Below are 12397 nucleotides of genomic sequence, written 5' to 3'. Positions count from 1 at the left end.
AAACTCCCCCGCCAGCAGGTCGGGCTGGAGCGCGGCGAACGCGAGGAGAATGTGCGGGCCGCGTTCCGGGTGCCTGCCGAGGCGGAAATCGAGATCGCCGGCCGCAGGGTGCTTTTGATCGACGATGTCTACACCACCGGCGCCACGGTGCGTTCCGACACCAAGGCGCTGAAAAGGGGAGGTGCGGCCGCCGTCGACGTGCTGACCTTTGCGCGTGTGTTGCCGGGGGACTTTCGGGCGGACGAGTCCGCGACTATATAAGTCGGCAACGAACAGCGGAAATTCGTCATGACCGATGTCACGATCTACACCCGCATGATGTGCGGCTATTGCACGGCAGCCAAGCGGCTGCTCGAGCGCAAGGGCGTCGCCTTTACCGAGCACGATGCCTCCTTCTCGCCGGAATTGCGCCAGGAGATGATCTCCCGGGCGCATGGCCGCACGACCTTTCCGCAGATTTTCATCGGCGATACGCATGTCGGCGGCTGTGACGACCTCCACGAGCTGGAGGCCGAAGGCCGGCTGGACAAATTGCTCGCCAACGGCGCGACGAATTGAGGGAATGACGATGGGTGTTTTCAAGGCCGCTGCGATCCAGATGCGTTCGGGCGAGAGCCCCGAGCGCAACGCCGTCGATCTCGAACGGCTGGTGCGTGAAGCAGCCAGCCTAGGTGCCACCTACATCCAGACGCCGGAAATGACCGGGGCGCTGATCCGCGACAAGGAAGCTCGCGCCGCATCGTTCACGTCGGAGGACAAGGACATCGTCGTCGCGACCGCGCGCAGGCTGGCCAAGGAGCTCGGCATCTTCCTGCATATCGGCTCGACCGCCATTCTGCGCGCCGACGGCAAGCTCGCCAACCGGGCGCTGCTGTTCGGGCCGGATGGTGCTGCGCTCGCCGCCTACGACAAGATCCACATGTTCGACGTCGATCTCGACAATGGCGAGAGCTGGCGTGAGTCCGCCGCCTATGAACCGGGAACCGAGGCCGTCGTCACCGACATCGAGGGTGCAAAGCTCGGCTTCGCCGTTTGCTACGATCTGCGCTTTCCGCAACTCTTCCGCGCCGAGGCGTTGGCCGGCGCAGACCTGCTTTCCGTACCGGCTGCCTTCACCCGCCAGACCGGCGAGGCGCACTGGCACGTGCTGCTCAGGGCCCGCGCCATCGAGAACGGCGCCTATGTCGTCGCCGCCGCGCAAGGCGGCTTGCATGAAGACGGCCGCGAGACTTACGGCCATTCGCTGATCGTCGATCCGTGGGGCCGGATCATTGCGGAAGCCGCGCATGACGAACCGGCGGTGATCGTCGCCGAGATCGACCCGGCGCAGTCGCTTGCCGCGCGCAAGAAGATCCCCAATCTCAGGAATGCGCGGGATTTCGCCGTCAATGCCGGCTCGGGCGAGGCGCCGCGGCTCAGGGGTGCAGCCTCTTGATCCGTTTTGCCCTGATCTGCGAGCACGAGCACGAATTCGAAGGCTGGTTCCGCAGCAACGACGATTTCGACACCCAGAAGAAGCGCGGCTTCGTCGATTGCCCGAGCTGCGGTTCGCACAAGGTGCAGAAAGCACTGATGGCGCCGGCCGTCTCCACGGCGCGCAAGCAGGAAACCATAGCGCTGGCCATGGGCGAGGCGCAGAAGCAGGCTTTGGCGCAGCTCAAGGCGATGGCCGAGAAGGTGCGCGAGAATGCCGATTATGTCGGCGACAAGTTCGCCGAGGAAGCGCGAAAGATCCATTTCGGCGAGAGCGACCCGCGTGGCATCTATGGCGAGGCGACGCTGGACGAAGCCAAGAGCCTGGTCGAGGACGGCGTCGAGTTCATGCCGATCCCGGTGTTTCCGGACGACCGCAACTGAGTTCCGAGGGAGCTTTGCGCGACCCAGAAGCGATTGAGCCGCGACGCAGCATAAGAGCCGTCGTTGGCCGATTGGCCCGCTGGGGCGCCGTCAAGCTTAGCGGTACCCGAACGATCGACGGGTTGCTCATCATCAGCGACAAGGGCACCGACAAGATCGTCGAGGCGCTTCAGCTTATTCGTGATTTTGATCCAGTGCGCTACAGACGGCTGCTTGGTGACGTAAGACAGGTATTTGTCACAACCCTTCCTGCTTCCGTCGCGCAATGGGCAAACTCTTCCAAGGCATGCGAATTGGACGAGCGCCATATCATCAGCGAAAGGACGACGCCGGAATTGGTCGCTTCGATTATCGTCCATGAAGCCACCCACGCGCGGCTTATGCGATGTGGTATCGGCTACGAAGAGGCGCTGCGGGATCGCGTGGAGCAGGTCTGTCTGCGTCGAGAAATAGCCTTTGCGGCCAGATTGCCGACCGGAAAGGGCCGGAGCCAGCAAGCCGAAGCGACACTCGAGGCCATGCCGGACTTTTCCGACAAGGCGATGAGTGAGCGCTATCTCAGCGGTTTGCGGGATGCTCTGCTCTACCTCAACATGCCGACCCGGCTTGTCGACCTCACCGTATCATACCGCCGCTGGAAACACCGGCGCCGGTTCTCGCCGCAGCCTACGAACTGACCCGGCTTAGCTCACGCTCCCGATCAATTTCTCAAGCAGCCGAGAGAGCGTCTCCCGTTCGGCCGGTGTCAGGCCGGAAAGAATCTCATGCTCGTTGGCAACATGGGCGGCAATAGCCTCATCGATCAACGCGAGACCCTTTTCGGTCAGCCGCACGACAATGCCGCGCCGATCGTTGGGGTGCGGCCCGCGCAGGATCAATCCGGACGTTTCGAGCCGGTCGAGCCGGTTGGTCATGGCGCCTGACGTCACCATCGTCGCTTCATAGAGGGCGGTCGGCGTCAGGGCGTAGGGTGATCCAGAGCGGCGCAGCGTTGCCAGCACGTCGAATTCCCCGGACTGCAATCCATAACGGGCAAACAACGGCGCCAGGCGCTCGCGGGCGATCAGCGAGGCGGCCTCGTTCAGCCGCCCGAGCACACCCATCGGCGAGACGTCCAGATCGGGTCGTTCCCGCTTCCATTGCTCGATCGCCCGTGCTGCCCTGTCCAACTGTCTCACCATCATTTATCTTGACGTTAAGAATCTTTCCGTTATCTTACTGCAAGATGCAATGCCGGCCAAGAGCCGCGCTACAGGATTCGGTCAATGAAGCTTCTCTGGGATTCGGCGCTCGGCCTGCTGGTCGTCACCGGCGGCCTGCTCGGCCTGACGCTGCCGTTCGGCAAGCTCGCCACGGCTGCCGGCGTGCCGGCCATGGTCTGGGCCTTCGTCATCTCGCTCGGCGCCGGCGGGGTCTTGCTGTGCATGCTCTTGGCTCGCGGCAAGCGGGTCCGGCTCACCGCGCACAAATTGCGCTATTTCTTCGTCACCGCCGCGGTGTCCTATGCTGTCCCCAATCTCCTGATGTTCTCGGCCATCCCGCATCTGGGCGCCGGCTACACCGGCATCATGTTCACGCTGTCGCCGGTCATCACGCTGGTGTTCTCGATCCTGCTGCGTGTCCGGCGCCCCAACATGCTGGGCATTGCCGGCATCGCCGTCGGCTTCGTCGGCGCCGTCATGGTCGCGGTGACGCGCGGCGAGGCCGGCCAGCCGGCCGATTTGTTCTGGGTGGCGATGGGGTTGCTCATCCCGGTCAGCCTTGCCGCCGGCAACATCTATCGCACGGTCGACTGGCCGGACGGTACCGGCCCGATCGAGCTTGCCGTCGGCAGCCATCTGGCGTCGGCGGCGATGCTGCTTGCCGGCATTCTCCTCCTGTTCGGCGGCGAAGCTTTCGTCCCACTCGGCGGCGTGCCGCTGGTCGTCGTCGCGCAGGTTGCGTCGGCATCGGCGATGTTCGCGTTCTTCTTCCGGCTGCAGGCGGTCGGCGGTCCGGTCTATCTCAGCCAGATCGGTTATGTGGCGGCGGCCGTCGGCCTGTTTGCCGGAACCCTCTTCCTCGGCGAGCACTATCAACTGCTGACCTGGGCAGGCGCGCTCATCATCACTGCCGGCGTGTTCATCACCACCAGGGCACAAAGCCAGAAGGCGTGAGCGGTCGCAGGGGATCCGAACTGCCTTCGCGCCTGGAGCCGATCTCACCTGAATTTGTATCCAGATCTGCTTTATCTTCTTGTTTGAGCGTGGTCTTTTCCGAGGACCTTTCCCTTTTTGGAATCGTGCTCTGGAGCAAGCCATGACCGAACCGAAGACATCCGAGGGGACTGCCGTCGATGTAGCTGATTTTCGCGCCGCGATGCGGCTGATCGTCGGCAATGTCAGCGTCATCACCGCCGGCACCGGCGAGGATCGCTCCGGTCTGGTGGTCATTTCGGTCGTCTCGCTGTCGGCCGAGCCGCCCAAGGTGATCGCCTGTGTCAACCGGTCATCGTCGACCTGGCCGGTGATCGAACGCTACCGGCATTTCGGCGTCAACTCGCTTGGCCCCCAGCATCAGCGCGTGGCCGAGCGGTTCTCCGGCTTCGGCGGCATCAAGGGCAAGGACCGCTATGAGGGCGCCGAATGGGTGACGCTCAAGACCGGAGCTTTGCTGCTTTCGGATGCGGTGGCCGCATTCGACTGCAGCCTCGATGAAATGATCGATCGCGGCACGCATTCCATCGTCATCGGTTCGGTCGAGGCCGTGCGCACGTCCGATGCCGGCCAGGCGCTGATCTACTGGCGCGGCGGCTACAGGCCGCTGAATTCTGAATAGATCAGACCGAGCCTTTTTCCGCCAGGACCATGTAGTTGACGTCCATGTCCTTCGACCGCGCCCAGCGGTCGGCCAGCGGATTGTAGGTGACGCCGGTGCGGTCGATGATGGTCAGGCCGGCGCCGCCAAGCGCCTTTTCGAGCTCTTCCGGGCGCACCAGCTTGCCGAACTGGTGGGTGCCGCGCGGCAGCCAGCGCAGCACATATTCGGCGCCGATGATGGCTAAGCCCAGCGCCTTCAGCGTGCGGTTGATGGTGGCCACGAACATGATGCCGCCGGGCCGCACCATCTCGCCGCATTTGGCGACGAACAGGTCGATGTCGGCGACATGCTCGACCACTTCCATGTTGAGGATGACGTCGAATTTCTCGCCGGCGTCGGCAAGGTCCTCGGCCGTCGTGGCGCGATAGTCGACGCTGACATTGCCTTCGGCGGCGTGCAGCTTGGCCACTTCGATGTTGGTTTCGGAGGCATCCGCGCCCACAACCTCGGCGCCAAGCCGCGCCATCGGCTCGCACAAAAGTCCGCCGCCGCAACCGATGTCGAGGATGCGCAGTCCCTCGAAAGGCCTTGCAGCGCGTGGGTCACGGCCGAAGCGCGTCGCTATCTGGTCGCGGATATAGGCCAGCCGGACCGGATTGAATTTGTGCAGGGGACGGAACTTGCCGTTCGGGTTCCACCATTCGGCGGCAAGGGCGGAAAAGCGTTCCACTTCTCCGGCATCGATCGTCGATCGTCGGGGCTCTGGCATAGTTGGTCTCCTCGACACTACAGCGCCGCGCGTCCTCTTGGACGCGCAAAGGACGCTGTAGCACTTTAGATTCTGCGCATGATCCTTTCCGAAATCGACTTCGATTTCGGGGTCATGCGCTAGGAAGTCGGGCGTGAAGCCGCGAATGTCAAGGCAACAATTTTCCTCTGCCGGCAGGGAGCCGGATTCTGTCAGGGCATGTCAGCTGGAGTGCGCTGCGGTGAAACACAATTGGCCTGGCGGGCGAAGGAACACATCATCGTTTTGAACTCGAAGGAGGTGACGATGACAGCAATGACGGCTTCGATCCTCTGGCATCGGCTGGACGTGGAGGGGCATGATGCCTGTCTGCTTGCGCAGACCGATGGCGGGCACAGCCTCAAGGGACAAGCCATCTTCATCCAGGACGGCAAGCCGTGCTGCCTCGCCTACGGGGTGAATTGCGATGCCGGCTGGCACACGCGGGCGGCGCTTGTCGAAGGCTTTCTCGGCACGCGCCAGCTGCACTATGCGATCGAACGCGATTTCAACGGCCAGTGGACGCTGAACGGCGAAGTCCAGCAGGGTGTCGACGGTCTTGTCGACGTCGATCTTGGCTTCACACCGGCATCGAACCTGCTGGCGATCCGCCGGTATGGCCTCGGGATCGGCGAAGCGTCGCCTGCCCCGGCCGCCTACCTGACTTTCCCTGAACTGAGCCTGGTGCGCCTCGATCAGACCTATCGGCGTCTCGACACGGTTCGCTATGCCTATGCCGCGCCGGTGTTCGGCTATGACGAGACCCTCAACGTCTCGCCGCACGGCTTCGTTGTCGACTATCCCGGCCTTTGGAGACGCGCGGCTGCGTCAGGCTGAAGCGATTGTGATCAGTCCGCTGCGACCTGCGTCGTGCCAAGCACGTCACGCAGTTTCGCTGCCAGTTGCTCGATGGTGAAGGGCTTGGCGAGGAAATGCACGTCGTGGTCGAGCACGCCGTTGTGGACCACGGCGTTCCTGGTGAAGCCGGTGGTGAAGATCACCTTCAGCAGCGGCATGCGGGCAACGGCCTCTTCCGCCAGCTTGCGGCCGTTCATGACGGGCATGACGATGTCGGTGAACAGCAGGGCGACCTTCGGGTTTTCCGCCAGTTTCTGCAACGCTTCCTCGCCACTCGCGGCATCAATGACGGTGTATCCGAGTTCGCGTATGGCCTCGGTGGTGGAGACCCGCACGCGGGCATCATCCTCGACGACAAGGATCGTTTCGGCGACCGGTGCGGCGGAGTTGTCGCCGCGCCCGGTGGGCACGGCCGGCTCTTCGGCGCCGAAATACCGCGGCAAGTAGATCTTGATTGTCGTGCCTTCGCCGGGCTCGGAATAGATGTTGACGTGGCCGCCCGACTGTTTGACGAAGCCGAACACCTGGCTCAATCCAAGGCCGGTGCCCTTGTTGACCGGCTTGGTGGTGAAGAAGGGTTCGAAGGCCTTGGCCATGACATCGGGGGTCATGCCCGAACCGGTATCGCTGACGGCGATCATCACATACTGGCCGGCCGCGACTTCTGCATGGGCGGCGGCGTAGCTGTCGTCGAGATGGCTGTTGGCGGTCTCGATGGTCAGCTTGCCGTCATCGCCCATGGCGTCGCGGGCGTTGACGGCCAGGTTGAGAACGGCGTTCTCGATCTGGCTCGGGTCGGCATGGGTTTTCCACAAGCCTCCCGCCAGCACCGTTTCGATGCGGATGGTTTCGCCGAGTGCCCTACGGATCAGGTCGGACATCCCGGTCAGCAGGCGGTTGGCGTCGACGATCTGCGGCGCCAGCGGCTGCTGACGCGAGAAGGCGAGCAGCCGGGCCGTCAGATTGGCGGCACGGGTCGCGGCATCGATCGCCGCGTCGATGAATTGTGCGATGTCGTGCTCGCCGCGCGCCAGCTTGCGCTGGGCGAGGTTCATGGCGCTGATGATCACCGCCAGCATGTTGTTGAAGTCGTGGGCGATGCCGCCTGTAAGCTGGCCGACCGCCTCCATCTTGTGCATCTGGCGGATCTGGGATTCTGCCTTTTCACGTGTCTCGATCTCTCTGCCGAGCGCGACGTTCTTGCGCACCAACTCCTCCTGGGCGACCGCCACCTCAAGGAAGCGGCGGCGCGATTCCCTGATCGCGTAGCCGGCAAGCAGGAAGATCGCCAGCAGTGCCGCCACCGAACCGATGCGTAGCCAGGTCTCGACCTGGTCGGTATGCGCGTCGCGCGCGGCGACGGCTGCGGCGCTGATGCGTCGGACCGTATCCATGCTGGTTCGGATTTCGTCCATGACTGCCTTGCCCTGGCCGCTGCGAATCAGATCCAGCGCTTTCGTCGCATTGCCCTGGTCGTACAGGGCAATCGTCTCGGCCAGTTCAGCCTGCTTTTGCGAAAGCGCGTCCTTGATGTGGTTGATCGGCTGGACGAACTGGTCGTCGGGGGCGGTCAAGCTGTCGATACGGGCAAGTTGCCCCGGAATGGCGCCGACAGCGCTCCGATAGGGTTCGAGATAGGATTTCTCGCCGGTCAGCAGGTAGCCACGCTGGCCGTTCTCGGCTTCCTGTGCCAGAGAAAGCAGACCCGAAAGCAATTGCTGATATTCGATTGCCTCGCGCGCGGCGGCGCGGTTGGCCCGCTGTTCCTCGACCAGCATGGCACGGCTGCCGACAATAAGCGCCAGCACCGCAAAGCCTGCGACAAGCGGGAGCGATTGCCATCGCATGGCACGTCGAAACCGAGCAATCATCATCTGCTATGCCGAACCAAAAGAATTCCCCGCAGGCAGCATTTCGTAGGCGGCGCCGGGGCGGAAGGCAATATGCCGGCTTCTGGAGCCGGCAATTGGCCGCCAGCCTTGCGAAACCTTCGTCATTTGGCTAAGGAGGCCGCGCATTCAGCGGCCGGCGTCAGCCGGCCTTCCGCTTTTCGGGATTCCGGCTTTTGGCTGGGATCCGGCTTCAGGCAAAGGCATTTCGCTCCCATGGCGCGCATCGTGATGAAATTCGGCGGAACCTCCGTCGCCGACATCGCCCGCATCCGCAACGTGGCGCGTCACGTCAAACGCGAGGTCGACGCCGGCCATGAGGTGGCGGTGGTCGTTTCGGCGATGGCCGGGAAGACCAACGAACTGGTCGGCTGGACGCGTGAGGCCTCGCCGATGCATGACGCACGCGAATATGATGCGGTCGTCGCTTCCGGCGAGCAGGTCACGGCCGGCCTGCTGGCCATCACTTTGCAGAACATGGGCGTGCACGCCCGCTCCTGGCAGGGCTGGCAGATCCCGATCAAGACCGATAATGCGCATGGGGCGGCGCGCATCCTCGACATTGACGGTGCGTTCCTGATCAAGCGCTTCGGCGAGGGCCAGGTGGCGGTGATTGCCGGGTTCCAGGGCATCGGCCCGGACAATCGTATTGCCACGCTCGGCCGCGGCGGCTCCGACACCAGTGCTGTCGCCATCGCCGCGGCGGTCAAAGCCGATCGCTGTGACATCTACACCGATGTCGACGGGGTCTACACCACCGATCCACGCATCGAGCCCAAGGCGCGGCGGCTGGCCAAGATCTCGTTCGAGGAAATGCTTGAAATGGCCTCGCTCGGCGCCAAGGTTCTGCAGGTGCGTTCGGTCGAGCTTGCCATGGTGCACAGGGTGCGTACCTTCGTGCGGTCGTCCTTCGACGATCCCGATGCGCCCGGAATGGGGGATTTGCTCAATCCGCCCGGAACGCTCATTTGCGACGAGGAAGAGATCGTGGAACAGCAGGTCGTCACCGGAATTGCCTACGCCAAGGACGAAGCGCAGATTTCACTGCGCCGGGTCGGCGACCGGCCGGGCGTTGCCGCCGGCATCTTCGGGCCGCTGGCCGCGGCCAACATCAATGTCGACATGATCGTCCAGAACATTTCCGAGGACGGCAAGTTCACCGACATGACCTTTACCGTGCCGTCGGGCGATGTCGACAAGGCGCTGGCCGTGCTTGAACGCCTCAAGGCCTCGATCGGCTACGATGTCGTGCAGTCGGAAGCCGGCATGTCGAAGGTTTCGGTCATCGGCATCGGCATGAGGAGCCATGCCGGCGTCGCCGCCACCGCTTTCAAGGCGCTGGCCGACAAATCGATCAACATCCGCGCCATCACGACCTCGGAGATCAAGATTTCGATCCTGATCGACGGCCCGTATACGGAACTTGCGGTTCGTACTTTGCATTCCGTCTACGGTCTGGATAAGCAGTAGCGAGAACGATTTGAGTTGTTGCGTGTGCGCCGGTCGCGGTGGAAACTGCGGCGGGCAGAATGCCCATTGGAGAACAAGCCGCGATGCGTGATCAGGCCAGTGGCCCGCGCGTTTTGCTCAAACGGCTCCGCGAGCTCATGCAGGAGCCGCTGGAGCCGCAGGAGCGGCTTGACCGGATTGTGCGCGACATCGCCTCCAACATGGTCGCGGAAGTCTGCTCGCTCTATGTGCTGCGTGCCGATTCGGTGCTCGAACTCTACGCCACCGAAGGCCTGAACCCGAACGCCGTCCATTTGGCGCAGTTGCGGCTGGGCCAAGGCCTGGTCGGCACCATCGCCGCCAGCGCGCGGCCGCTCAACCTGTCCAATGCGCAGGAACACCCTGCCTTCGCCTACCTGCCGGAGACCGGGGAAGAGATCTACAACTCGTTCCTGGGCGTGCCGGTGCTGCGGGCAGGGCGCACGCTGGGCGTGCTGGTGGTGCAGAACAAGACCATGCGCCACTACCGCGACGACGAGGTCGAGGCGCTGGAAACCACGGCGATGGTGATCGCCGAGATGATCGCCACCGGCGATCTGGCGCGGCTGACCCGGCCCGGCCTCGAACTCGATCTGCGCCGTCCTGTCAGCTTCACCGGCCTGTCCTTCAATGAAGGCGTCGGGCTTGGCCATGTCGTGCTGCACGAGCCGCGCATCGTCGTCACCAATCTGTTCAACGAGGACAGCGAGGAAGAGGTTCGCCGGTTGGAGACCTCACTCAGCTCGCTCAGGCTGTCCATCGACGACATGCTGGAACGCCGCGACGTCGCCTTCGAGGGCGAGCATCGCCAGGTGCTGGAAGCCTATCGCATGTTCGCCAACGATCGCGGCTGGGTGCGACGGCTGGAAGAGGCGATCCGCAACGGCCTGACGGCCGAAGCGGCGGTGGAAAAGGTGCAGAGCGACATGCGCGCCCGCATGCTGCACATGACCGATCCCTATCTGCGCGAGCGGATGAGCGATTTCGACGACCTCGCCAACCGCCTGCTGCGCCAGCTGATGGGGCGCGGGCCGGAAGATGTCGCGGCATCGCTGCCTAAGGACGCCATCATCGTCGCCCGTTCGATGGGGGCTGCCGAACTGCTCGATTATCCCCGCGACAAGATGCGCGGGCTGGTGCTCGAGGACGGTGCAGCGACCAGCCACGTCGTCATCGTCGCGCGTGCCATGGGCATCCCCGTCGCCGGCCAGATGAAGGGCGCTGTTTCCATGGCGGAAAACGGCGATGCCATCATCGTCGACGGCGAGGAGGGCGTGATCCATTTACGGCCGCAGCCCGATCTCGAGGCCGCTTATGCCGAAAAAGTGCGTTTCAGGGCGCGCCGGCAAGAGGTCTACCGCGAACTGCGCAAGAAGCCGTCGACGACCAGGGATGGTGTCCAGGTCGATTTGCTGATGAATGCCGGTCTCGCCGTCGACCTGCCGCAGCTTGCCGAAGCGGGTGCGGCCGGCATCGGTCTGTTCCGCACCGAATTGCAATTCATGGTCGCTTCCACCTTTCCCCGGGCCGAGGCCCAGGAAAAGCTCTACCGCGACGTGCTCGAAGCGGCGCGCGGCAAGCCCGTCACCTTCCGCACCATCGACATTGGCGGCGACAAGGTGCTGCCCTATTTCAAGGGCGCGATCCAGGAAGAGAACCCGGCGCTTGGCTGGCGGGCGATCCGCCTGACGCTCGACCGGCCGGGCCTGCTGCGCACCCAGATACGCGCTTTGCTCAAGGCCAGCGGCGGGCGTGAGCTGAAGCTGATGCTGCCGATGGTGACCGAACTCGGCGAGATCACCCAGGCACGCGAGATCATCGACCGCGAGGTGCGGCATTTGTCGCGCTTTGCCCATCATTTGCCGACCAGCCTGAAGCTGGGGGCGATGCTTGAAGTGCCGTCGCTGCTGTTCCAGCTCGATGAATTGATGAAAGCGGTCGATTTCGTCTCGGTCGGTTCGAACGATTTGTTCCAGTTCGTCATGGCCGTCGACCGCGGCAACACGCAACTGGCCAACCGCTTCGACACGCTGTCGGCACCCTTCTTGCGCGTCCTCAAGCAGATCGCCGAGGCCGGCGTCCGCAATCACACGCCGGTGACGCTATGCGGCGAACTCGCCGGCAAGCCGATCTCGGCGATGGCGTTGATCGGACTCGGTTTCCGCTCGATCTCGATGTCGCCGGCCTCGATCGGGCCGGTCAAGGCGATGCTGACGGAACTGCCGCTGGACGAATTGAAGGCGTTTTTCGACGACAATCTGATGGCTCCGGCACAGGGCCTGCCGATGCGGGCGCTGCTGCAGGCCTTTGCCGACGACCGTTCGATCCCGTTATAGCAGCCTCATCATGGTCAATTTGCCCCGCGATCGTATGGATCAAGTCGTCAAGCGTTTCGAGATGCTCGAAGCGCAGATGTCGGCCGGCCCGGCGCCGGACGCCTATGTGCGCATGGCGTCCGAATATGCCGAAATCCAGGACATGGTGGCCAAGGTCAGGGCGCTGCGCGCGGCCGAGCATGAACAGGCCGACCTCGAAGCCATGCTTGCCGACAGGGGCACCGACGCCGAGATGCGGGCGCTGGCCGAGGCCGAGCTGCCAGGGGTCGACATCGACATCAGGGCCGAAGACATCCGCATCGCCACGATGCGCGCCTCGGGTTCGGGCGGCCAGCACGTCAACACCACCGATTCGGCCGCCCGCATCACCCATCTGCCGACCG

Annotated in this window: 14 protein-coding genes; 11 read left to right on the top strand and 3 right to left on the bottom strand. The window is 63.7% G+C overall.

Going from position 1 to position 12397, the window contains the following annotated elements; genetic code table 11:
- The 5 genes from EOA22_RS38730 to EOA22_RS09380 all read left to right on the top strand — a co-directional run.
- On the top strand, positions 1–261 hold a 261-nt coding region (locus EOA22_RS38730; RefSeq protein WP_281040758.1), incomplete at its 5' end, for a phosphoribosyltransferase family protein.
- A gap of 27 nt (positions 262–288) precedes the next feature.
- Positions 289–558 (top strand): glutaredoxin 3, encoded by a 270-nt coding sequence (gene grxC, locus EOA22_RS09395; protein ID WP_024503792.1) that lies wholly within the window; start codon positions 289–291, stop codon positions 556–558.
- Between the two features lie 10 nt (positions 559–568).
- Positions 569–1435 (top strand): carbon-nitrogen hydrolase family protein, encoded by an 867-nt coding sequence (locus EOA22_RS09390; RefSeq protein ID WP_027163514.1) that lies wholly within the window; start codon positions 569–571, stop codon positions 1433–1435.
- On the top strand, positions 1432–1857 hold the full coding sequence (locus EOA22_RS09385) for a DUF1178 family protein (RefSeq protein ID WP_013529451.1): 426 nt from the start codon (positions 1432–1434) through the stop codon (positions 1855–1857). Before EOA22_RS09390 ends, EOA22_RS09385 begins: the two co-directional genes overlap by 4 nt.
- A gap of 122 nt (positions 1858–1979) precedes the next feature.
- A complete protein-coding gene (locus EOA22_RS09380) occupies positions 1980–2534 on the top strand; it encodes a hypothetical protein (protein WP_164746265.1) in 555 nt (184 codons plus the stop codon).
- Between the two features lie 6 nt (positions 2535–2540).
- Here the strand turns inward: EOA22_RS09380 and EOA22_RS09375 are convergent, their stop codons facing one another.
- The gene (locus EOA22_RS09375) at positions 2541–3026 is read right to left on the bottom strand and encodes a MarR family transcriptional regulator (RefSeq protein ID WP_013529453.1); all 486 of its coding nucleotides are present in this window, start codon (positions 3024–3026) and stop codon (positions 2541–2543) included.
- A 96-nt stretch (positions 3027–3122) separates the two neighbouring features.
- Between EOA22_RS09375 and EOA22_RS09370 the strand changes: the two genes are divergently transcribed.
- On the top strand, positions 3123–4013 hold the full coding sequence (locus tag EOA22_RS09370) for a DMT family transporter (RefSeq protein WP_013529454.1): 891 nt from the start codon (positions 3123–3125) through the stop codon (positions 4011–4013).
- Between the two features lie 142 nt (positions 4014–4155).
- The gene (locus tag EOA22_RS09365) at positions 4156–4674 is read left to right on the top strand and encodes a flavin reductase family protein (protein ID WP_013529455.1); all 519 of its coding nucleotides are present in this window, start codon (positions 4156–4158) and stop codon (positions 4672–4674) included.
- A 1-nt stretch (position 4675) separates the two neighbouring features.
- On the opposite strand, the gene ubiG is transcribed toward EOA22_RS09365, so the two are convergent.
- Complete coding sequence (ubiG, locus tag EOA22_RS09360; protein WP_023811162.1) at positions 4676–5425, bottom strand: bifunctional 2-polyprenyl-6-hydroxyphenol methylase/3-demethylubiquinol 3-O-methyltransferase UbiG; 750 nt, start codon at positions 5423–5425, stop codon at positions 4676–4678.
- Positions 5426–5710: 285 nt separating this feature from the next.
- On the opposite strand from ubiG, the gene EOA22_RS09355 reads away from it, so the two are divergent.
- Positions 5711–6280, top strand: coding sequence for a putative glycolipid-binding domain-containing protein (locus EOA22_RS09355; RefSeq protein WP_063170342.1), 570 nt, complete (start codon positions 5711–5713; stop codon positions 6278–6280).
- Between the two features lie 11 nt (positions 6281–6291).
- Here EOA22_RS09355 and EOA22_RS09350 read toward each other — a convergent pair whose 3' ends face one another.
- On the bottom strand, positions 6292–8148 hold the full coding sequence (locus EOA22_RS09350; RefSeq protein ID WP_063169070.1) for a CHASE3 domain-containing protein: 1857 nt from the start codon (positions 8146–8148) through the stop codon (positions 6292–6294).
- Between the two features lie 258 nt (positions 8149–8406).
- On the opposite strand from EOA22_RS09350, the gene EOA22_RS09345 reads away from it, so the two are divergent.
- The 3 genes from EOA22_RS09345 to EOA22_RS09335 all read left to right on the top strand — a co-directional run.
- Positions 8407–9660, top strand: a complete 1254-nt coding sequence (locus tag EOA22_RS09345) for an aspartate kinase (RefSeq protein ID WP_063169069.1) — start codon at positions 8407–8409, stop codon at positions 9658–9660.
- 83 nt (positions 9661–9743) lie between these two features.
- The gene (ptsP, locus tag EOA22_RS09340) at positions 9744–12014 is read left to right on the top strand and encodes a phosphoenolpyruvate--protein phosphotransferase (protein ID WP_127389941.1); all 2271 of its coding nucleotides are present in this window, start codon (positions 9744–9746) and stop codon (positions 12012–12014) included.
- 10 nt (positions 12015–12024) lie between these two features.
- The coding region (locus EOA22_RS09335) for a peptide chain release factor-like protein (protein ID WP_127389940.1) at positions 12025–12397 on the top strand (373 nt) is incomplete at its 3' end.

This window comes from Mesorhizobium sp. M7A.F.Ca.US.014.04.1.1 (genome assembly GCF_003998745.1).
GTDB classification, from domain to species: domain Bacteria; phylum Pseudomonadota; class Alphaproteobacteria; order Rhizobiales; family Rhizobiaceae; genus Mesorhizobium; species Mesorhizobium ciceri.
Note: the sequence above shows the minus strand (reverse complement) of the source record. Positions and strands in the feature narration are given on the sequence as shown.